Origin of the sequence: Acidocella sp., assembly GCF_027352905.1 — a bacterium.
GTDB lineage: Bacteria > Pseudomonadota > Alphaproteobacteria > Acetobacterales > Acetobacteraceae > Acidocella.
Genome location: NZ_DAIEIF010000017.1, coordinates 1 through 19,905, shown reverse-complemented (window position 1 = coordinate 19,905; position 19,905 = coordinate 1). Strand labels below are relative to the sequence as shown.

Annotated in this window: 30 protein-coding genes; 5 read left to right on the top strand and 25 right to left on the bottom strand. The window is 61.1% G+C overall.

The window, feature by feature from the left end; genetic code table 11:
• Positions 1 to 1,143: a deoxyguanosinetriphosphate triphosphohydrolase gene (locus M7H45_RS02505; RefSeq protein ID WP_298214378.1), complete on the bottom strand. Its 1,143-nt coding sequence runs from the start codon at positions 1,141 to 1,143 to the stop codon at positions 1 to 3.
• Positions 1,144 to 1,205: 62 nt separating this feature from the next.
• On the opposite strand from M7H45_RS02505, the gene M7H45_RS02500 reads away from it, so the two are divergent.
• The gene (locus tag M7H45_RS02500; RefSeq protein WP_298214376.1) at positions 1,206 to 1,547 is read left to right on the top strand and encodes an iron-sulfur cluster assembly accessory protein; all 342 of its coding nucleotides are present in this window, start codon (positions 1,206 to 1,208) and stop codon (positions 1,545 to 1,547) included.
• A 492-nt stretch (positions 1,548 to 2,039) separates the two neighbouring features.
• On the opposite strand, the gene M7H45_RS02490 is transcribed toward M7H45_RS02500, so the two are convergent.
• The gene (locus M7H45_RS02490; RefSeq protein ID WP_298214374.1) at positions 2,040 to 2,306 is read right to left on the bottom strand and encodes a DUF4236 domain-containing protein; all 267 of its coding nucleotides are present in this window, start codon (positions 2,304 to 2,306) and stop codon (positions 2,040 to 2,042) included.
• Between the two features lie 376 nt (positions 2,307 to 2,682).
• Here M7H45_RS02490 and M7H45_RS02485 point away from each other — a divergent pair, with 376 nt between their 5' ends.
• Positions 2,683 to 3,036, top strand: coding sequence for a helix-turn-helix transcriptional regulator (locus tag M7H45_RS02485; RefSeq protein WP_298214372.1), 354 nt, complete (start codon positions 2,683 to 2,685; stop codon positions 3,034 to 3,036).
• Between the two features lie 209 nt (positions 3,037 to 3,245).
• Here the strand turns inward: M7H45_RS02485 and M7H45_RS02480 are convergent, their stop codons facing one another.
• On the bottom strand, positions 3,246 to 3,965 hold the full coding sequence (locus M7H45_RS02480; protein ID WP_298214370.1) for a hypothetical protein: 720 nt from the start codon (positions 3,963 to 3,965) through the stop codon (positions 3,246 to 3,248).
• Here M7H45_RS02480 and M7H45_RS02475 point away from each other — a divergent pair.
• Entirely contained in the window at positions 3,964 to 4,203 is a 240-nt protein-coding gene (locus tag M7H45_RS02475) for a hypothetical protein (protein ID WP_298214368.1), read from the top strand. The genes M7H45_RS02480 and M7H45_RS02475 overlap by 2 nt on opposite strands.
• Positions 4,204 to 4,282: 79 nt before the next feature.
• Here the strand turns inward: M7H45_RS02475 and M7H45_RS02470 are convergent, their stop codons facing one another.
• Genes M7H45_RS02470 through M7H45_RS02450 form a run of 5 tightly spaced genes read right to left on the bottom strand, consistent with a single transcriptional unit; the run spans position 4,283 to position 8,494 of the window.
• Positions 4,283 to 4,639 (bottom strand): hypothetical protein, encoded by a 357-nt coding sequence (locus tag M7H45_RS02470; protein ID WP_298214366.1) that lies wholly within the window; start codon positions 4,637 to 4,639, stop codon positions 4,283 to 4,285.
• Between the two features lie 25 nt (positions 4,640 to 4,664).
• Entirely contained in the window at positions 4,665 to 4,826 is a 162-nt protein-coding gene (locus M7H45_RS02465) for a hypothetical protein (protein ID WP_298214364.1), read from the bottom strand.
• Complete coding sequence (locus tag M7H45_RS02460; protein ID WP_298214362.1) at positions 4,823 to 5,098, bottom strand: type II toxin-antitoxin system RelE/ParE family toxin; 276 nt, start codon at positions 5,096 to 5,098, stop codon at positions 4,823 to 4,825. The genes M7H45_RS02465 and M7H45_RS02460 overlap by 4 nt, the downstream gene beginning before the upstream one ends.
• Before the next feature lie 5 nt (positions 5,099 to 5,103).
• Positions 5,104 to 7,569: a class I SAM-dependent DNA methyltransferase gene (locus M7H45_RS02455; protein ID WP_298214360.1), complete on the bottom strand. Its 2,466-nt coding sequence runs from the start codon at positions 7,567 to 7,569 to the stop codon at positions 5,104 to 5,106.
• A gap of 4 nt (positions 7,570 to 7,573) precedes the next feature.
• The gene (locus tag M7H45_RS02450) at positions 7,574 to 8,494 is read right to left on the bottom strand and encodes an IS1595 family transposase (protein ID WP_298214457.1); all 921 of its coding nucleotides are present in this window, start codon (positions 8,492 to 8,494) and stop codon (positions 7,574 to 7,576) included.
• Between the two features lie 247 nt (positions 8,495 to 8,741).
• Between M7H45_RS02450 and M7H45_RS02445 the strand changes: the two genes are divergently transcribed.
• On the top strand, positions 8,742 to 9,029 hold the full coding sequence (locus M7H45_RS02445) for a type II toxin-antitoxin system RelE/ParE family toxin (protein ID WP_298214357.1): 288 nt from the start codon (positions 8,742 to 8,744) through the stop codon (positions 9,027 to 9,029).
• A gap of 1 nt (position 9,030) precedes the next feature.
• Positions 9,031 to 9,315: an addiction module antidote protein gene (locus tag M7H45_RS02440; protein WP_298214355.1), complete on the top strand. Its 285-nt coding sequence runs from the start codon at positions 9,031 to 9,033 to the stop codon at positions 9,313 to 9,315.
• 170 nt (positions 9,316 to 9,485) lie between these two features.
• Here M7H45_RS02440 and M7H45_RS02435 read toward each other — a convergent pair whose 3' ends face one another.
• The 17 genes from M7H45_RS02435 to M7H45_RS02355 all read right to left on the bottom strand — a co-directional run.
• Positions 9,486 to 9,971 carry a glycoside hydrolase family 104 protein gene (locus M7H45_RS02435; protein WP_298214353.1) on the bottom strand — a complete coding sequence of 162 codons (486 nt, stop codon included), beginning with the start codon at positions 9,969 to 9,971 and terminating at the stop codon, positions 9,486 to 9,488.
• Positions 9,971 to 10,297: a hypothetical protein gene (locus M7H45_RS02430; RefSeq protein WP_298214351.1), complete on the bottom strand. Its 327-nt coding sequence runs from the start codon at positions 10,295 to 10,297 to the stop codon at positions 9,971 to 9,973. The genes M7H45_RS02435 and M7H45_RS02430 overlap by 1 nt, the downstream gene beginning before the upstream one ends.
• A gap of 11 nt (positions 10,298 to 10,308) precedes the next feature.
• Positions 10,309 to 10,683 carry a hypothetical protein gene (locus M7H45_RS02425; RefSeq protein WP_298214349.1) on the bottom strand — a complete coding sequence of 125 codons (375 nt, stop codon included), beginning with the start codon at positions 10,681 to 10,683 and terminating at the stop codon, positions 10,309 to 10,311.
• Positions 10,680 to 11,237 (bottom strand): hypothetical protein, encoded by a 558-nt coding sequence (locus tag M7H45_RS02420; RefSeq protein WP_298214347.1) that lies wholly within the window; start codon positions 11,235 to 11,237, stop codon positions 10,680 to 10,682. Before M7H45_RS02420 ends, M7H45_RS02425 begins: the two co-directional genes overlap by 4 nt.
• Positions 11,234 to 11,533, bottom strand: coding sequence for a hypothetical protein (locus M7H45_RS02415; RefSeq protein WP_298214346.1), 300 nt, complete (start codon positions 11,531 to 11,533; stop codon positions 11,234 to 11,236). Before M7H45_RS02415 ends, M7H45_RS02420 begins: the two co-directional genes overlap by 4 nt.
• Positions 11,515 to 11,841, bottom strand: coding sequence for a hypothetical protein (locus M7H45_RS02410; protein ID WP_298214344.1), 327 nt, complete (start codon positions 11,839 to 11,841; stop codon positions 11,515 to 11,517). The genes M7H45_RS02415 and M7H45_RS02410 overlap by 19 nt, the downstream gene beginning before the upstream one ends.
• A gap of 13 nt (positions 11,842 to 11,854) precedes the next feature.
• Positions 11,855 to 12,184: a hypothetical protein gene (locus tag M7H45_RS02405; RefSeq protein ID WP_298214342.1), complete on the bottom strand. Its 330-nt coding sequence runs from the start codon at positions 12,182 to 12,184 to the stop codon at positions 11,855 to 11,857.
• 9 nt (positions 12,185 to 12,193) lie between these two features.
• Positions 12,194 to 12,574, bottom strand: coding sequence for a hypothetical protein (locus tag M7H45_RS02400; RefSeq protein ID WP_298214340.1), 381 nt, complete (start codon positions 12,572 to 12,574; stop codon positions 12,194 to 12,196).
• Between the two features lie 7 nt (positions 12,575 to 12,581).
• Positions 12,582 to 13,073 (bottom strand): hypothetical protein, encoded by a 492-nt coding sequence (locus M7H45_RS02395; RefSeq protein WP_298214338.1) that lies wholly within the window; start codon positions 13,071 to 13,073, stop codon positions 12,582 to 12,584.
• 14 nt (positions 13,074 to 13,087) lie between these two features.
• Positions 13,088 to 14,383: a hypothetical protein gene (locus M7H45_RS02390; RefSeq protein WP_298214336.1), complete on the bottom strand. Its 1,296-nt coding sequence runs from the start codon at positions 14,381 to 14,383 to the stop codon at positions 13,088 to 13,090.
• Complete coding sequence (locus M7H45_RS02385; protein WP_298214335.1) at positions 14,383 to 15,003, bottom strand: YmfQ family protein; 621 nt, start codon at positions 15,001 to 15,003, stop codon at positions 14,383 to 14,385. Before M7H45_RS02385 ends, M7H45_RS02390 begins: the two co-directional genes overlap by 1 nt.
• A complete protein-coding gene (locus M7H45_RS02380) occupies positions 15,000 to 16,130 on the bottom strand; it encodes a baseplate J/gp47 family protein (protein ID WP_298214333.1) in 1,131 nt (376 codons plus the stop codon). The genes M7H45_RS02385 and M7H45_RS02380 overlap by 4 nt, the downstream gene beginning before the upstream one ends.
• Positions 16,127 to 16,576, bottom strand: a complete 450-nt coding sequence (locus M7H45_RS02375; protein ID WP_298214331.1) for a phage GP46 family protein — start codon at positions 16,574 to 16,576, stop codon at positions 16,127 to 16,129. Before M7H45_RS02375 ends, M7H45_RS02380 begins: the two co-directional genes overlap by 4 nt.
• Positions 16,576 to 17,052: a phage baseplate assembly protein gene (locus tag M7H45_RS02370; RefSeq protein ID WP_298214329.1), complete on the bottom strand. Its 477-nt coding sequence runs from the start codon at positions 17,050 to 17,052 to the stop codon at positions 16,576 to 16,578. Before M7H45_RS02370 ends, M7H45_RS02375 begins: the two co-directional genes overlap by 1 nt.
• Entirely contained in the window at positions 17,049 to 18,248 is a 1,200-nt protein-coding gene (locus tag M7H45_RS02365; protein WP_298214327.1) for a phage baseplate assembly protein, read from the bottom strand. The genes M7H45_RS02370 and M7H45_RS02365 overlap by 4 nt, the downstream gene beginning before the upstream one ends.
• On the bottom strand, positions 18,245 to 19,639 hold the full coding sequence (locus tag M7H45_RS02360; RefSeq protein WP_298214325.1) for a DNA circularization N-terminal domain-containing protein: 1,395 nt from the start codon (positions 19,637 to 19,639) through the stop codon (positions 18,245 to 18,247). The genes M7H45_RS02365 and M7H45_RS02360 overlap by 4 nt, the downstream gene beginning before the upstream one ends.
• A 1-nt stretch (position 19,640) precedes the next feature.
• The coding region (locus tag M7H45_RS02355; protein ID WP_298214323.1) for a hypothetical protein at positions 19,641 to 19,905 on the bottom strand (265 nt) is incomplete at its 5' end.

The following is a 19,905-nucleotide window of genomic DNA, read 5'->3' as shown; positions in this document are numbered from 1 at the left end:
TCAAGCGGGGATGGCTGGGTCCGTCAAACGGGAAAACTCGTCCAGCGCGTAGCGGTCGGTCATGCCGGCCACATAGTCGCGCACCGTGGCGGCGGCCTCGGCGGTCTCGCCCTGGCCCGCCCGCTCGCGCCAGTCATCCGGCAGCAAATCCGGGCGCTTGAGCAGCAGCCCGCCCAGCGTGCGGGTCACGTGCTCGCTTTTATATGTCATGCGGTTGACCTTCCAATGCCGGTACATTCGCGCCATCAGAAAGCGCTTGAGGGAGGTGTTGGCGGCGCGGATCTCGCCGGAGAAGCCGATCACCGGGTCCGGCGCGGCGCGGATATCCGCCGCGCTGCGCGGGGCCAGCGCCGCCAGACGCCGCCCGCTCTCGGCCAGAGCGTCGTGCACCAGGGCGTTGATCACCCGCCGGCTCAACTCCGCCCGCAGGCGTGGCGGGTCCTCCGTGAGCCGCCGCGCCTCGCGCAGCAAATCGCCGATCACCGGCAGGGCAAGTATATCCTCGAACCCGAACAGCCCGGCGCGCAGCCCGTCATCGAGATCATGGGTATTATAGGCGATATCATCCGCGAAAGCGGCGACCTGCGCCTCAGCCGAGGTCTGGCGGGCGAGGTCGAGCGGATGCAACGCGTCAAAGGCGGCGATGGCGGGGGGCGGGCGCTTCAACGGGCCATTATGCTTGGCCAGACCCTCCAGCGTCTCCCAGGTGAGGTTGAGTCCGTCGAACCCGGCATAGCGCTGCTCCAGCATGGTGACGACGCGGAAGCTCTGATCGTTATGGTCGAAGCCGCCGAAATCCCGCAGCGCCTCGTCCAGCCCCCGCTCCCCGGCATGGCCGAAGGGCGGATGGCCGAGATCATGAGCGAGGGCCAGACACTCGGTGAGATCCTCATCCAGCGCCAGGGCGCGGGCGATGGCGCGGGCGATCTGCGCCACCTCCAGGCTGTGGGTGAGCCGGGTGCGGTAAAAATCCCCCTCGTGATTGACGAAGACCTGGGTCTTGTATTGCAGCTTGCGGAAGGCGGCGCTGTGCACCACCCGGTCGCGGTCGCGCTGAAAAGGCGTGCGCTCATCCGAGCGTTCCTGCGCATGCACGCGGCCGCGCGACTCCTGCACCTGCACCGCATAGGGGGCCTTCATCATGGGGCAGGCTTTAAAACAGCCCGGCCTTACCACCAAGGCCCCGCCGCGCTATATTAGGTGGCATGAGCGACACGATGACCCCCTTCTCCATATCTCCGGCGGCCGCCGCCCGGGTGGCGGAAATTCTGCGCGCCGAGCCGGGGGCGCGGGCGCTGCGGGTGGAGGTGCTGGCGGGCGGCTGCTCCGGGCTGCAATATAAATTCGACCTCACCGATACCCAGGCCCCGGACGATACCGTGCTCGAGCGCGGCGGCGCCACGGTCTATGTGGACCCGGTGAGCCTGGATTTTCTCGCCGGGGCGGAGCTCGATTTCAAGGACGCGCTGATGGGCGCGCATTTCCTGGTGAAAAACCCCAACGCGACCTCCGCCTGCGGCTGCGGCACCTCCTTCTCCGTTGATTAAGATCACCACCTGGAACATTTCCATGTTGATTTTAAACACTTTTCTTGTGGTTTTTGGCCCAAATATAAGCCAAAATGAGACGCTTATACTGCCCTAAATTGCCATCATTATCTGAGGCAATAGAAAGCCACCACACCAGCTGGCTTCCATGTGGCCAGACGCGAGTTGGAAGGGTGGCCGCTGACCAGCATCCACAAGAAGGCGGCGAGGATCGGCGCGGAAGGAATCGCTCTGGCCCGCTATGTCGTCTTCCAGATGGCCGCAGTCGCTATGCCGCGCGACCCTGTTCCGGCGCGTCCTCGTAAGCATGGTTTACGACCTACCCCCTGAGAGCCAAGCCAGCACCATGTTGACAGCCGAGGTCATCGGCGCCGGGTGAACGATAGGAGCTGTGCGTCCCCTACTATAGGACGAAATGGCCGGGAATCGCCCCGTCGAGGTCGGTCATAACGCTCCCGTCAGTCATCATGCCGAGGCGGAGGGCGTCGCCGATCAATGGCTATGCAGGATGAGCCAGATAATGATGAAGGCGATCACCAGCGTCAAAAAGCCGTGGCGTTTTTTAAGCCGCCGGTGGAAGCCGATGCGCTTTCTGTAGCTGAGCCCAGAGCCAGATATGCCGGTGGTTATGGTCTCGCCATGACGGCCGACATTCAACGTGGCTCCGCGTTCGCCGATCGACAGGCTCGTGCCGGATTTCGAGAGGTTCAATTTGAACCCCGGAGCGATCTTGATTTGCTTTCGGTAGCGAAAACCCATTGCAATCTCCTAGCCGGCACGGCTTGCCGACTCACAGAATGAGATTAAACGTGTTTTCTTACAAAGGATAGCATTTTGTTATTGCCAATATAATAGCTAAAAGCTATAAAGCAATATGAAGGAAGTGGTCTACACTCTACCTGCGCTCAAATCGCTCAAGCTACACAGCAATGTACGGGAGCGCATCATGAGGGCAATTTCCGAATACGCGGCGGACCAACGGGCTCATGCGAATCAGGTTACCGCTCTTGTGGGGATGAATGCCAAGCGGCTCCGCATAGGCGACTTCCGGGTGATATTCGAAGAAACGGTGGACCGGATTATCGTCACCAAAGATCGGCTCGCGAGGCGGTGTTTATGATTAAGGAGAATGGCCGTGAACAGCATTACGATTACAACTGAGGAGTATCAAAACCTCATCGATGCCCGCGATCACGCGATTGCGATGCGTGACGTAGCCAATGGCGCGCCTTTACTCACCGAGAAAGAGGCGCTCGACTACCTCGCCGCCCCAACGCCGCTCGCATTCTGGCGTAAATACCGGGGATTAAGCCAAGAGCAGCTCGCCAAGGCGGTGCATATATCCCAAGCTTATTTGGCGCAGATCGAGACCGGCAAGCGGACCGGCGCGATCGGTATTTACGCCAGCCTTGCCCGCGCGCTGGGGCTGAGGATCGAGGATCTGTTGCCGAAAGAAGATCAGGCCAATATCCCGCCAGACTGTTCGTAGGCCGCCAAAGGGGAGGATATTCCTTACCACGATAGGCATGCCCACGCGCGCCCAACGCGGCAGCTTTTGCGCAGGAATCCCCGACAACCGGTGCTACGCCGGGTAAAAGCCCGATCCCGACCACAGCTTGGGGATGTCTGCCATGGCGGCATAGATTCACCGCTTGGCCAGCATATCAACGGAAAGAACTCGCCGGTAGTGGGTCAGTATTAGACATTTGGCCAAGCGGCTGCGATAAAATGGCATGCGTTTTCGATGTCATTCATCCGTCTAGAGTTTGCGTTTGGAGCCACGAAAATTTCGCCATGCTGGATGTCTATCGACATGCACAGGCGATTTGCGGGTGGTCGGTTCAAATTGAGATTTTGCTCAACATGGAGTCTCGCCAAGGATGCTACATATATCCCCATGTTTCGGCGGCGTTCCTTAGCGGCATCAGTTTCAGCATCATCTTGAGTCATACGAAGGACCGCCGCTCCTACCTGGTCTTGTCCCTTGGCCACACCATGCACCAGCAAATCAGCCCATACTGAAATTTCGACACCTCCAACGATTAGCTTTGGCTGCTCGCGGGGCGCAGCAATAAAGTCGAACTGCCCTAGTTGATTTGCCATGCGCTGAACAGCGCGCAGGACTTCAATCGAAAATTTGGCGTCTTCTTGCCAGAATGCTGAAATGGCTGGATCTTCCGACCTCTGTTTAAGCATTGACTCCGCTGAGACAAGTTGATTCAAGCTACGTGTGCGGTCTGTCAAATACCGGCAAACGGCGTCGCGGGCGTCCCGATACCGGATCAGCGGAGCGGATTGAGGATATTTGGCGCGGCGTAGGATGCCCATACGCGCTGTGTCTGAGGAGACCATGTAATGTGCAAATTCGTTAGCAGACAACCGTGGTGCTTGGCGTTCTTTTTTGAGGGGCGCGGCCATGGATGACGTTCTTTCAAGTATTGAACTTGGAGTTGATTGTAGCTTGCATATCGCAACCTTGTCGCGTCAAACAATAATCGAGTCTGGCGCGGAGCATATGGGATTCGAGGGGTATTTTTTGTTCGAGGCCAGCGATTCGCCGGAGCGGAAAGGTATTAATATTTTGTGCAAGGCCCGCTCATTTGAAGCGGCGCTGCGCCTTGCTGATCTATGGGAAGGCGCCCGCCAGCTTAGCTGACGGACGCCGCTTTTTGTAAAGCGTATCCGGATTTAGCTGCGTAGAACGGCTCAGAGCTTGCCCTCCTCGATGAGCCTGGTCAGTGTTGAAATGTCGGTGCCGTAGTTCTTCGCAGGGATCGAGGATCTATTGCCGGAAGATGATCAGGCCAGCACCCCGCCAGCTCGCCCATAAGCGGCTTGCAGGTCCGCAGCGGATGCTCGGGCTGGCCGTAGCTATTCCCCGGCAGGCTGGCCCAGATCGCCGCGCAGAGGTCGATTGCCACGCTCAGCCGCCCGGCATCGATGGCGGGCATCGCGCCCCGCTCGCGGATGAGGTGCAGCGCCGCCCAATCCTGGCTTTGCGGCGAAAAATCCGGCAGCCGCAGCGCCTGCTGGCATTCCAGATGCCGGTCATAATTATGGGCGATTATGCACTTTACAATACCTTCCGACACATAGTGATATCAGGGCCGCTATGCGCTAATCGGTTTTAGGTAGTTTCTTGACCTTACCATTTTTGGGCTTGGCGGGTGGTTTTGAGTCCTCGTTGGGCGGTGGCGTGCCGAGTGCCCGGCGCATTATGGTATCAAACTTTTCAGCAGGTATCTTCATCTCGTCTGGCTCAATTGCTTTTTTGGTCATCGGTAAATATCCTTCCGGTGATCGATATCAAGGATCACAACTTCACGATGCTTATCTCGAACGACATAAAGAATCCGGTAATCCCCTGAACGCTCCCGATAAACGGGTTCCCCCGCCGCTGTCGCAATGCCGTTTAGTTTCTTTGCGCCCTGCGGATATGGATTCTCAAGCAGAGATTTTGCCTTTTTCATGACTTGCGAGCGCAGTTTTGGCGGCAAGCTTTCCAAAAAATCAAGCGACGCCTCCGAGAAGGCAAACCCAACGAGCGGCATACTGTCTACTGCTCTTCTAACTTAAGAAGACGCTTGTTAAGAGCAGATCCCCGTAACCACCTCTCAGGGTTTCGACTTAATTCAGTTAACCGCCGTTTCGCAATTGAAGCGTCTCGTTCGTCCTCTGTCTGATATGGAGACAAACTGGCCGCTATCACTTCCTCAAATTTTCCATAAAGGTTTGCGGCAAATGCGAGTATATCGGGAGAGTGACTTAATTTCACGCCAGCGAGGCGCTGGGGCGTGATCTTGCGGCCATAGTTATATCTCCATTTCTCCAAACGGATTGCGGATGCCGCCATTATTAACTCGGAGATCGTTGACCATTCTGCACGCCTCGGAAGCAATACGATGCAATCGGAATTAGGCGCGCAAGGCTCTAGATGAACGAAAGCCTCGCCAATACTTCCAGTGCGAGCAACGGTAATGAAGGGGGGCTCTAGAACGGTATCGAATTCTAGCCAACCGTCGCACCCGTTATACTGCTCTGTAGGTGAGATTATGAGCGTACGTCCCGGCGGTATGCCTTCGCGAGATTCCAGTGCTCCTAGGCCATAAAACATATCAAAACGACCGCCGACGTCATCCTTGTTGCCGCTGATTGTGGCTGCGTTATCTAGCTTCTTGTTTGAAACAATCTCCCTGTAGGGTTGTTGCACGATCTCGCCAGCCTCAATTGCGCGTCTTTGGTTCAAAACTTCTGGCGCGTAGCGAGTATAGAAGGAAGCCATGCGCCTCAACAAAACATCTACCGCTTCACGTAGCTCTGCCTCCTCCGGTGGAGCGGATGGAATATACGCACCGGCTGACCATTCTACCGCACCTGCGATTGAGGCGGTTCCAGAGAAGCCCGGCTTGACCGTTCCATTCAGAATAGCCTCAATCGCCTCAGGAATTTGGTTGCTACCACGCTCAACGCGTGCGCCTTTTTGCAACTCCAACCCATCATAATGAAGGCGTACAAACGTAGTCTTCCGCTTGGGATTGTGCGGAACTCCCTTCTCTATTACAACAAATGATGTGGTTGCCGCCGCGAACGGCTGAAACAACTCATTGGGAAGCTGACAGACAGCTACAAGCGTATTGTGCCGAAGAATTTTAGCCCGCCACTCCCCTGCTCCGGGCTTGGCGAGTAGCCCGGTAGGAAGTATTACAGCCAGTTTCCCGCGATCTCTAAGCGCTTCAAGGGCGCGATCAACAAACTCCTCACTAGGGGTGTCGGTCTTTTGATGTGGGAATGGCGGATTCATAAGCGCCACTGACGCAAGACCTAAAGGATATGATGGCGAAGACAGGCAGTCAGCTCGATGGATTCCAGTAGAGCCATCACCCCGCAAAATCATGTTCGCGACGCAGAGTGCTGCTGTTTCAGGCTCCGCCTCAAATCCGATTAGTTTTGATTTGATCACCTCAACCATCTGGCTTCGCGACAGATGATCTTCCTTTAATAGGCGGTCCATGCACGCGATTAAAAACCCTCCCGTGCCACAGGCGGGGTCGATAACAACGTCCTTTTGCGTCACGCCACAAACGTCGGCCATCATCTTGGTTATGTGGCGAGGCGTAAAATACTGACCGATCGTATTGCCGCCAGTGTATCGAAAGAATGTTTCGTAGAGTTGCCCTAGATAGTCATGCTCTGCCGTGAGAACGGTGACATTCAATCTTTCTAGTATAGTCGTAATGCGACGGGACTTATCTCTAAGTTTCTCATTTGCCTCGTCCACGCGCAGGCTCTTGGCTAAATCTGCCTTGCCAGCGCGCACAAAGGCATCCCTGCAAGACTCGTTGATATCGCGCAGAATGTATCGGGGGTCTCGGCGAATTTCGCCTTTAGAGTTCCACAGGGCAAGCATGATCGCGCCCACTACAACAGGCCGAAGACCATCTCGAATTTGCGATTCACGCAACAACCTGTTGATTTCATCAGCACGCGCCGCCAACACGTCTAATGGCGGCATCGTCGGTCTTATCTCAGCAGGGCCGCGAGGTACGGCTACGCGATCTAGATCGATCCGTGTGGGTATCCAGCTTATTGGATAGCCATCATATGTGACTGGTACCCATTTCGAGTTGACTCTCTTTGAAACCTGTAGCCGAAACTCGTCATCCGATGTTCCGGCCAGCCCGATCGCCAGCGGCCGTGACCCCGCTTTCCAAAAAGCCTCAGCGTAGGCTTGCGCTTCTACCGTTGCTTTATCGATTTCTCCTACGAGAGGCTTAACCTCAATGACCGCAAGCGGAGCCTGAGTTTCACGATCGACAAGAATGGCTTCGGGAATTCCAAAACCCAACCCCGATTTACTGGCCTTAGATAGAGCGTCAGCGAGGTCGGGGATAGAACGGTACTCATTCTGGAAGAGAACATCGCCATGCGGCGGACGCCGCAGTACCCACCCCTGCGAGACAAGAAGATCGTTCAGCAAGTGCTCTGAACGGCGCTCCGAAATTCGTTTTAGCAAACCAGCCACGATATCAAACCTGCTTCGTTGAGGGGCGCAATATTAAGCGCTTGCCCTCCATCTTTTTTATACCATCCTGAGTCCGAGCGCCATCCGTTAACTTGCGATTGCTGTATTTGTGATCCAACTCCGCAAAATAAAGACCAACATGCTTGCGACCGATATGATGGTGCGTCCCATCGATCGACCTCTTGCTGTTGCCGAAAAAGCCCTCCGCTGCGTTCGTGGTGGCTTTACGCCCGGTTTTTTTATCGTTGCGGGCGTATTCTTCTATTGAATGGTTTACAGTGTCATGGGCAAAAAACTCTTTGCCAACCTTCTTATATAGAGGAGACTCGTCAGTGTTTAGACATGCATCACTCGCGACATTCGCGCGCAGAAGAGAAGTTATATCTTCGCTGTTGACCGTATCAAGGGCGCGCGAGCGAACTCGCCCACCCCGCTCAACCAGAGACACGACAGCAGTCTTGTTCTTGACATAGCCGCGACCTTTACCGCGCGCCTTGCCTCCAATATATGTTTCGTCAGCCTCCACTGTACCAACCAGCAAGTCGCGTGGGTCCGCTTCTTTGAGCGCATACCGAATGCGATGGCAGAGGAACCAAGCGGTACGATAAGAGCCAATCTCTAGTTGGCGCTGCAACTGAAGTGCGCTCACTTGAGTCTTGCTGGCACACATCATGTAGAAGGCGATGAGCCATTTATTGAGCGGAAGATGCGAGTCCTCCATTACGGTGCCAACTGTGACCGTAAAACCTTGAAGGCACTCAGCGCATTTATACAATCCATCCCGGATTTTCCTCTCTGGATTTGCCGTGACTTTATAAATGCGATCGGAGGAGCTATTGCCGCAATGGGGGCACGTCGGGCCATTCGGCCAGCGAATATGCTCGAAATACGCGCGCGCCGACTCCTCGGTAGAAAAACGCTGCATAATCTGCATTAGCGTAAGGTCGCCGCTGGAGGTCTTTTCACCCTTGGTTTGGTTGTTCGCATTTTCCATACCCTGATAGTATGCTCATTTTCTGGTATTGTAAAGTGCATAATCGCCTAATTATGGAACAGCAGCGGCTGCGCGGGGCCACCCTTTCCATTCGGCGCATCGGCAGCCACAAGGCTTATCTCTTTTTGTGTGTATTTTGTAGTTGACATTTCGTGCGAATGTGTAGTATATAGTTTACATGATCGCGATCCGCGCCACCGCTGAATTTGCCGCCTGGTTGGACGGCCTCAGGGACGGGAAAGCGAAGCAAAAGATCGATGTTCGTATATTCCGCGCTTCTCAGGGAAATCTGGGAGACGTAAAATTCTTCAGCGGCATCGGTGAGATGCGGATCGACTTCGGGCCCGGCTACCGGATTTATTTTGTGAGGCGCGGGCAAGAGGCGATCATCCTTCTCTGCGGCGGCGACAAATCCACGCAAGACAGAGACATAAAGCGCGCGCTTGATATGGCAACGGAGATATAGGATGTCCCTGGAAACCAAACCCTTCGACATGGCCAACCATCTCAAGACAGAGACTGAGGTAGTTGACTTTCTGAGCGCGGCCTTTGAAGAGGAAGACCCTGCTTATATTGCCCATGCGCTTGGGGTTGTGGCGCGGGCGCACGGCATTAGCCAGCTCTCCAAAGAAACCGGATTGACGCGAGAAACGCTATACAAGTCATTGTCTGATGAAGGTAACCCCACGCTTTCCACCCTCACCAAGGTCATGAAAGCCATGGGCCTCCGAGTTACTGTCCAAACGGCATAACGTATAAATCAGCGCCTTCGGGCCTACCGTCCGTACAAAAACGCCCTAGACAGGGACCATCATCCATAGCGGCCACCAGCATCCCATCGGCCAGACCAGCGCCCAGGTCAGCACCGGGGCGCTGCCCGCGTAGGGGCGGCGCGTCCACAGGTCGATTGCGCGCGGGTCGATCATGCCACTACCCCGCCAGCTCGTCCGTAAGCGGCCTGTAGGTCCGCCAGCGGATGCTCGGGCTGGCCGTAGCTATTCCCCGGCAAACTGGCCCAGATCGCCGCACAGAGATCGATCGCCACGCTCAGCCGCCCGGCATCGATGGCGGGCATCGCGCCGCGTTCGCGGATGAGGTGCAGCGCCGCCCACTCCTGGCTTTGCGGCGAAAAATCCGGCAGCCGCAGCGCCTGCTGGCATTCCAGCCAAGTGGCATGGATGAGCTGATACCGCCCGGCCGCGGTGGAATTGAGCTGATGGTTCAAAACATCCGGATGCCGGTCATAGCTATGGAACAGCAGCGGATGCGCGGGCGTGCTGCCCACCAGCACATTATAGCCATCATCCGATATGGCGAGCAGGGCGGGGCCGATCTCGGACCAGGCGAGCATATCGAGGAAGGCGACGCGATTCGCGCTGCCGGCCTGGGCGGGAGTGAGGCGCGCCATCACTGCGCCCCCCGCCATGCCTGCACCGCGAGGCTCAGCACCGTACGGCAATCAGCGGCGGCGGCGCGCTCGGCGCCGTCATGCGCCCGCAGCTGCTCGATATAAGCCGCCACCTTGCTGCCCGCGTGCGGGTCGCTGGCGGCGATATGCGGCGTGTCCAGCAGCGGGGCGTCCGGCGCGCAGGATTGCAGGTCAGGCGGCCAATCCCAATGCACATATTTCACCTGCGTCTCCACCAGCGGCGGGGGCGGATTGGCCGCGCAGCCGGCCAGGCTGGCGATTACACAAAAAATCAGGGCGGTTTTCCTGCTTTGCGCAAAACCCATGTTTTTGACCATCACGGAAACTCCCGCGCCAGCACGGGCGGGATCGGGCCATCCTGCCCCGCCTGCTGGCTCTGCTGCTGGATATCGGCGAGGGCCTTGGAGACCGCCGCTTGCGCCGATTGGACCTGCTGCGCGGCCTGCTGGCGGGTCTGGCCGAGACTGACCTCCGCCGCATCCGCCGCCGCCTGGGCGCGGCTCTGGGCCGCCGCCGTGGCGGCGTTGACCTGGGCGGTGAGCGCCGCCGCCTGCGCTTGGCATTGCGCCTGCACGGCGGCGATGCGGGCGTTGGCCGCACCTAACCGCTCATGCTCGATGACCAGCAGGCCGAGCAGCAGCGCCGCCAGCGCCCACGGCCCGATTTTCAGGGCGAGCTTGAGCCAGGTCATGGCGTCACCAGCGCGAACGCCGCTCCCACGATTCCGCCGGCGAAGACCTCGCCCCATTCCTGCCCGCGTGCGAAGCGCGGGATGACGGGCCAAGGCAGCCGTGCGAGCAGATAGGCCGGGGCGAAGAGCAGCCCGGAAACCAGCAGGATAACCGCGCCATGCCAGCCAGCGAGCCACCCGGCCACGGCGGCGGGAGGGGCCATGCAGAGCAGCCCGCATTCGGCCATGCCGATCAGGTCATAGGCAATACCGTCCTCGGCCAGCCCGAGCGCGCCGGGCAGCCAGCGCTTCCAGCTTGGCTCGGACTTGCCAATGTCGGGCAGCCCCATGCCCTGGAACGGGCCCCAGCCTGCGATGCAGACGCCGAGAAATAGCGCCGGGATTTCGGCGAGGCCAGGCCAGCCGAAACGCCAGCACAGAATCGCCCCCAGGCAAGCGCGGATGGCGCGGGCGAAATCCGTGCCGAGGCTGAAGCCGGTGAGCGTGGTCAACGCCCCGCCGCCCAGCCGCCAGAGCAGGCCGCCAAGCAGGGCGCAGCAGATGATGAAGGTCATGATTTATCTCCTGGGCCGAATTTGCCCGCCCGGCCTTGGCTGAGGTTGTAGAGCCCGGCGACGGAGCCGAGGCCGATGCCGAAGCCCTCGGCGTTGAAGGGATGGCTGGGGAAGAGCGTGGAGTAGATCGCGCCCCAGCACAGCGTGGCCATGCCGGCGAGGAAGCCGAGCGCGGCCTCGTCCGGCACCCAGTCGCCCGCCGGGGTGCGGCGGTAGAGCAGCCCAATAAAAAACCCCGGCGCTTGGGCCGGGGTTGAGGGCTGGGCTTGGGTTTCGTTCACAGGTGTTTGTGGCACCACGCCTTGATCTTGTCCCAAAACCCATCGGCATCGTGGCCGATGGCGTCGAGATCGTTGCGCAGCGCCGTAAGCTCGTGTCCCACCGCCTTCTCCGCATCGGCGATCAATGCCTCGATCTTGGCCTTGATCCCGGCGATGAGGGTTTCTTTGGCGATAGGAGCCGCCGGGGTCACGGTTGGGGCGGACGAAGTTGCATTCGAGGCCGCCTGAGTTGCATTCGGAACCGCCGTAGTTGCATTCGAGGCCGCCGGGGTTGCGGTTTCCGCCGCCCGGGTTGCGGGGGCGGGCGAGGTCGTATCGGTCATATTCATTCCTTCTTCATAAAAAATGGCTGATGATACCGCTGATGATTCCTCCGACGAGGATCGCCAGGAATGTGCTGAGTTTGAATCCTCCTTTCCATTCATTAATGGTTGCGGCCAGACGCTCGTATCTGGCGAGCATAGTGGTTTCGAGTTCTTTGAGCATATCGCCGATTTTCTCATTGCCTTTTTCGCGGTCACGCTGGCCGTGCAAAAAGCCGGCATTCATGACGCGCTCCAATTCGGCGAGTTTTGCCGCTGTCGTCGATTCGATGCGGTCGACCCGCGTCTTGAGGGCATCCAGCGCTTCCTCGACCCGGCCCCGGCGATATTCCTCGGTAGTCATGTCAATCCTTCAAGATGGAATGTAGAGGATGATGCTGGCTTGAAGCGTGCGGCCGCCAGCGGTGAGGGCGGTGACCGTCGCCGTGTATTCCGTGCCCGCCAGCCCGCCGCTCAAAAAAAACACCGCCATGGCGGCGGTAGCATAAGGCGGCGGCGCGGGGAGCGCGGTTTCGGCAAGGGGCGGCGATGTCGCGGGTGAAATCGCCACCGTGAAGGAGCTGAGGCTATCGCCGGTATCGGCCAGCGCGGCGCTGAAATCCACGGCGTAATCCAGCGCCTCCGCCGCCTGCTTATTGGGAAAGGCAAGCGGCAGCGGGGTGGCGGCGCGCCCTGCGGGAGCCAGCCCGGCGGGCATGCCTGGCGTGACCAGGCGCGGGATCAGCCCCGGCACGGCCGGATCAGCTCCACACCACCGCTTGCGCGGCGGCAACGCTGGCGGCGGCGATCACCTGCGCCAGCAGCCCGGCATATTGGCTCTGGCAAGACTGGATATGGGCCGTCAAATCCTTCTGCACCTGCTGCGCCTGCGCCGCTGTATGCGCGGTGAAGGCCCAGCTTGTGCCGGTCTCGCACCAGAGCGAGCCGCCATTGGCGGCGGCGAGGGCGATATTCACCTGGCTGCGCGGATCGCTGGGATAATTGGCGGATGCGCCAAGTGCGGCGGAGGTGAATCCCGCCTCGATCGCCGCCTGACAGGTGGATTGCAGCGCCGTGATCTGCGCAGCCTGGACTTGGGCAAGCGGTGGCGTGTAGGCCACGATCTGGTCGTTTGCCACCGTCCACGCGCTGGCGTTTTGATACTGTTCTTCGGTGCATTCCACCGCTCCGGTCGGGAGCGTGCCGTCGGCGGAGACGCCGCAATGGGTGTTATCAATGATATAATAGATCATGGTTATTTTTCACTTTAAGGAGAGGGGATAAACAACGCCATAACTTCTGTTGTGGCGGTTATGGCGGGGGACGTGCTTCCTGAGGTAAGATTAAAAGCCGCTGTTACGCTAGTTCCATTTGTTACTGGCAAAACCGCCAAATGCGATTGAGATGCTAAGGTGCTATCGGTGGATTTTACATTTCCATTAATCAACAAATTTCCAGTGATAGGTGAAGCGGCTGTTGTATCGGTATTCACTTTTCCAAAAGCAACCACGGTACCGTCACAGGGGGCCGTGAACGACACAGATATGGTCCCGTTAAAGTTGGCTCCAATAGACGTACCTTGGCCCGATGCTGTTTGAACTGGTATCGGAAACTGCCCAAGGGCTACTGCTTGATTAGAAGAATATGCGTTTGAAACGACTTTTCTGCCTTCGGTCGAACCGCGCCAATTATTCCCATCAAAGACAAGTTCCAACCTTGAAACAATGCCCGTGGGCAAAGCTATACTGTAAACAGAACTCCCATCCGGCAGATAGAAATAAGGGCTTCCAGATGAAACGGTCGAGGCGACGGTTATTGCGTAGTTTGTTCTACCATAAATTATCACCCTCTGACCAGCAAAGGCCCCCGGGCCTACTGTTATCGTTATCGGACCCGTCGCCGCATCCGTAAAAATATAGGTGGTCTGCGCCTTTCCGAGAGAAACTGTCGTAGATGACCCGTAATTGAATTCTTGAAAAACTTGCCCAAGGGCTACTGCTTGATTGGCCGAAGAAGCGTTAGCTACACTGAATGTCTTATTCGCATTCCCGCTATCGGGCGCAGCCGTGTTCAATGCCTGCCAGGCCGTGCCATTATAGACCGCCTCGACAAGCTGCCCAGCAACGATCTCATAGCCGGTAAACGCATTGCCTAGGCGAGAGACGAAGGGGATCGCCCCCAGCCCGCCATAGTTGAGGGTGCAGGGGCCGGTATTCGGCCCGGCAGCGGCGAAGAAGGCGATGCGCATGCCCTTGCCCAGCGCCGCCATCGGCTTGATGGGCGAGACGGCATAGGCCCCAGCCGCGCCGGTATCGACACAGAAAGTAAGCGCGCCGGATTGCAGCGCTTGCAGGAGCTGGTTGACCTGCGCCTTGGCGGGAGTGATGCCCGCGCCGATGACGACGTTGCGGAGCTCCTCGCATATCGAATAAATCCAGTAGACATCGATCACCGAGGCGGGAACGCCGGGCGGAATGCCCGCCGTCGGGAACACTTCCGCCCCTTGCGTGCCGGGCGGGGGCGGCGTCGACAGGCCATCCGTGCCATCGTAACGATAGACCATTAAACTCCTCCGTAATTCATGATGAGAAGGGAATAGGTTGGCTTGATGCGGGTGAGCACGCAGGCCAGATCGCCGCTCGAGAACGCGACATAGCGTTCGCCAAACGTGGATGCGCTGAACTTCGCCGGGAACGCCACGAAGGAGGGCGAATTGACTTGCCAGACGAAGCGCCATGGCACGGCGTAAAAGCGCGCCTGGTTGAACCGCGCCACGTTGTATTGCGGCGGGGTGAAAGTGGTGATGGTGACGGCGTAGCCCATCTGTGCGGCGACGCCGATGAAATAGGCGGCGGTCTGGCCGCCATGCGCGGCCATGCGCGCGGCCACCGCGGCCTGGCGCTGCGGGATCGAAGCGTTAACCGGCGAGCAGGGATCGGGCAGGTTATAGACGCCCTCCCAGGCCGGCAGCAGTTCCTGCGCATGATGCGGCTGGGCTTCGCGCTCGGTGAGATCGGCCGCGCGCGCGTGCAGCCGGGCCAGGACGGCCACACAGGCGCCCAGCAGCGCGGTGAGCGTGGCATCCGTCTCGCGCGGCCAGGCATCGCCTGGCGGCAGCAGCGCCTGCGCGGCGTGCAGAAATTCCTCCTGCCCGGCCCAGGGAATGGTCAGCGCCTGGCTCATGTGAAGGACGGCGCCCCGAGCTGGACGATATAGCCGTAATTGGCGGTGATATCCGCCGCCGGCGCGGCGAGGTCGAAGGCGGCGACGCCGGGCGTATTGGCGATGGCGGCGTAGATTTGCTCGAGATAGAGCGTGCCGCCGCTCAGGAAATTCTGCGCTTGGCCGTCCCAGCCGTAACCGCCCGGCGTGGTGAGGTAATTGAGGGCGGCGATGGCGGCGCTCACCCCGGCTTGCACCTGGGCCAGGGTATAGCCATTGGCGGCGGTGAGGCCATGGACGGCGACGGGCACGGCTTGCGCCTGGATGGACAGGACGATGTAATCGCCCACGACCGGGGCGGCGGCGTTGATGGCGGCCTGGACATTGGCGACATCGGCGGCGAGCGGCACCGGATTGGCGCGGCCATCCATCATGAAGGCGAGCGTGGCCGTGCCGGGCCCGTTCTGGGTGGGATAGACCCAGACGCGGGTGACGCCGCCCACCTGTTTGGCCCAGGCGACAAAATCCATCACCGCCCCGCCTTGGGGCGGGCTGCCGAGCCGCTCGGCCAGCCGCGCCTGCAAGGCGGCGTCGCTTTCCTGGTTGGCGCCGCCGCTGAGACCGTTGCCATCGACCGCGCCGGTGGCGAGGATGCCGGCGATGGCCGTGAGCAGGGTGACGGGGGCGTTGGGCAGCAGATTGGCCGCCATGCCGGTGGTGATGGATTGCACCGGCACGGCCACGCTTTGCGCGCCGGGGGCGATTTGCGCCGCCGCCATGGTTTGCAGCGTCACCGTGCCGGTGGAATCCTGCATCTGCGCGCCGGCGGGAATGGGGATGCTGGGCGCGCCGGTGAGGATGACATTGCCGCTGGCGGCGGTGGCGGGCTCGCGCGTGAGGCCGAAGGGCTGGCAATACACGTCGAGATAGGGGAAGGCCATAAGGGTGGGGATGAGGGCGCGGTTGGGCAGCTGCGCCAGATAGGCGTATTCCCCGGCGGCGAGCTTGGCCAGGACCAGCGCCAGCACCGGCGTCACGCCCACGCCGAGAGTTTGATCGAGGCCGGGCACGCTGGCGAGATCGGCGAGGATCTGGGTTTGCAGATCCGCGAGCGCCGGCACCGGGAAAACGGGAACTTGCGTGGTCATGCGATTCCTCCCGCGCCTTGCGCGGACCAAACGAGATTGAAGACGGGCGAGCCGCCTTGCTGGTTGAGGGTGATGGCGAGGTTGATGGCGTTGAGCCCGATTTGCGTCGCCGTCACGCCGATGCTGCCGGCCACGCCGTCATCGATCAGCCATTGCAGCGCCTCGCGGGCATAATCCTGGGCGGCGGTGAGCGTGTCCTGAGTGATGACCGCGCGGCGCAGCAGCCACAGACGCGAGCCGATCGGGCGGCTGAGATAGGCATTGCCCCACCAGCCGCGCGGCCCGGCATGATCGGGCAGGATATCGCCCGGCAAAGCGGGGGCGTCGGTGAACAGGCTGACGATGATGGCGGTCTGCAGGCCGCGATCGAGGGCGATATCGCCGCGGCTGACGGCGAGATCGGCCCGCAGCACGGCATTGTTCCAGACCAAAGCGAGATCGGCCATCAGCCGCTCACCATGCCGGAGGAGGCGTTGGGCGCCTGGGTGACGCCGGCGCCGGTCTGCACGCCGGGATGGGTGTGCGTGTCGGTGGCGAGCTTGTGCATGGTCTGGCCGTCCGGGCTCCAGTAGAGTTCCGGGGTTTGCAGGACGATTTTCTGCGGATCGGTCAGGACAATGCCGTTGACGCGCAGGATGATGCTGCGCGGCCCGCGCGCGAGCCCGACCTCGCCCGGGGCGAGATTGGCGACGGTATCGGCGGTGTTATCGCCGCACAGGGCGACGAGATGCGAGCGCAGGCCGTTCGTTTGCAGCAGGATGACATCGGCGCCGGCGAGCGGCGAGGCGACGTAGCCGGGCGGCAGCAGCAGCTCGACATTGTTGAAGGTCTCGTTGTCGAGGCCAGTGACCTGCAGCAAGGTGCGCGCGGCCATGCGGGCGAGCATGACCTTGCCCCGCGTGATCAGGGTGGCGAGGCTCATGCCTTGGCCACTCCCAGCGCCGAGAAATCGAAGCCGCCCTTGCCGCGCGCATGGCGCCCGCGCTTGCGGCGGCGGTGGCGCAGCAGGCTGGGCGACGGGATCGCGCCCTCGACCGGGCCGATGGTGATTTCCGTGAGGTAGCCGTCCCGGCCGGAATAGCGGAAGGCGGTTTTGAGAATGAGCAGATCCTCATCGATGCCGAGGGTGGGGGAATTCGCCGTCGCCATCTCGTTGATGCGCCAGAAACTGGTATCCGGCTGGGTCCAGCCCGGCACGGTGAAGGTGGCAGCGAGGGATTTGCCGTAAGCATAGGCGCGCTGCCAATTGGCGCGCAGCTGCAGCTGCGCCTGATCGAGCTGGCCCTCGGCGATGATGATCTTGGGCCGGTAGAGTGGCACGCCGGGATCATTGGCGACGGCGCGCTGCTGGGTTTGCACCGCGCCCGTTGGCGGGGTGACGAGGCTGGGGCTGGCGTCATCCGCCGCCCCGGCCTCGCCCGCGCCGGAAGGGAAGCCCGACGCCCCGGCGGCGGCGCAAATGCCCGACTGACCCTTGACGATATAGGTGGAATAACGCTCGGCGCAGTCATTCTGCAGCCGGGCGCTGACGATATTGCCGCCCTCGGTGAGCGTGCCGCTGGCGCGGCTGGCGCCGGCATTGGCGAGGACGAGGGCGCCGCTTTCATCGTCGAAGGCGAGCACGCCGCAGATGGTGGCGAGACGGTCGATGAAGCGGAAGGCGGTTTCGGCGCGCTCGAGCGTGGCGTCGGCGAGGGCGGCGTTGGCGAGATTGGTCTGGATCTTGGCTTTCAGCCCGAAGAGCTGGCAGAGGGAATTAGCGATCGCCGCGAGGGAATAGCCCTGATACTGCCCGGCGGGGATATCGGGGCTGCAATCGACCAGCTGCGCGGTCAGGCTGCGGCCGCTGATGCTGGCGCGGCGCTGGCCGGGCGCGAATTGCGCGTCATAGGCGAAGACATAGCCGGTGAGAATGATCTGCCCCTTGAGGCGCAGCTGCACCGGGGTGAAGGGGGCGAGCGGCACGGGCAGGCCGTTGCCGAGAAAGCGTTCCGGGCAGGTGACGGTGAAATGCGAGGCGCAGGCATCGATGCCGCGCTCGATCTCGATGGTTTCCCAGCCGGTATAGGCGACGCCGCCCGCGACCAGCTCGAGGGTGGTATCGAGAGCCGCGCTCATGGCGCCGTCTCCAGCCAATAGCCGCTGGCGGGCATGAACAGCGGGTGGATGGCGGCGTTGAGCGCGGCGAGGGCATCGCCCTGGCTGCCATCGCCGAGCAGGCGCTGCGCCAGCACAACATCGGGGAACGAGCCGGGCATACTATATTGCGCCAGGACGGGCAGGCCTTGGGCGCGCGCGATCATGTCCTGCACCGCCATGGCGGCGAGGGCGTTCCAGGCGCGGTAGAGATCGGTCTGGCCGGCATCAACGATGCTGGCGCCGATGGCGTTGAGCGCGGCGGTAAGCTGGGCGCGGGCGGTATCGGCGGCGGCGGCGTTGGCGAAATCGATCTGGGCGTAGAGGGCCATGAGCGCGACGCCGGCGCTTTGCCGGACCAGCCCCGTCACCCCGGCCTGGGCCTGGCCGAGCCCGGCCGGAAAGAGCGGCGGCGGCGGCAAGGCCGCGCCCCAGGCGCAAAGGGCGGCGAGGCCCATGCTGGGATCGGCGGCGGCGGTATTGGCGGGGGTGACGCCGCTGACCGGATTGGGCGCGGCGCTGGCGGTGAAGGCGCTGGCGGGCAGCCCGGCAGTAACGGGATCGACGCCGCTAGTCTGGCCGCTGGAGCTTGCCCCGCCGCCCGGCAAGGCGGCGGGCTGCGTCACGCTTTGGGGCTGGGCAGCGGTATAGGCGGGCGCGGCGGCGCTGGCGGCGGCGGCGGCATTGCCGCTCACCCCGAGATAGGCCGAGGTGACCGCCGCGGCCGTGCTGAACGGATTGGCGGGCGCGGCCGCGAAGCTGGCGTTGATCCCGGAAATCAGGGCTTGCGGCAGGGAAAGCAGGGAGGCGCCGGCGGAGAGCAGCAGCGAGGACGCATATTCCAGCGTCGCCGCGTCCTCGAGCAACGGCCCCATGAGGGTATCATAGGCCGTGGTGACCTGGTTGATGAGGCCTTCGATATTATTCAGCAGCTTGCTGGCAAAATCCGCATTGCCGTAGGGCGCGAGGAGGCTGTTATCCTGAATGAACTCGATATCGACGGCGCCATAAGCGCCGATGGCCTCATCATCCTGATAGCTGACCTCGCCGACGCGCACCTTGAGCGGGCCCTTGGTCGGTAAAATCAGGGTTTGCGCCGTGTTGCTGGCGTTGAGGACGGCGAGCAGCGCCTCGCGCTCCGCCAGCCAGCCCGGCCCCAGGAAATAGGCGGTGACGGTGAAGCGTTGCGGCAGCGCGCCCTGATCGGAGAGCGCGGCGACGCCGAGCGGGATCTCGTTGATGACGAGGCGGCGCCCAGCCTTGGCCTTCTGGGTTTTGACGTAGAAGCCGATGCCCGCGAAGGCGGCGCGGCGCAGCGCGCTTTGCAGGAGCCCGGCGGCGCCCGCAACCGGCAAAGAAAACGCAAAGCTCATTTCAGTAATTCCGGTGGTTGCTCAGCGTGCCGTTGCGGCCGACATTTTGCACGCGCGCGGGCGGCGCCGCGCCTTGCGTGCTGGTTTGCACCTCGATGTTGTCAGGAAAGCCGTGCAGATAGATGTCCACCTGCTGCGTCGCGGCTTGCGGCCCCGGGGCGTCGTTTTGCCGCGTCAAATAAGCCAGGGCCGCCGGCGAGAGCGTGAGCGCGCCCGGCTGGGCATCGGCGGGGGATGGCGGGGCCAGGGGCGGCGCAGGCGCGGGC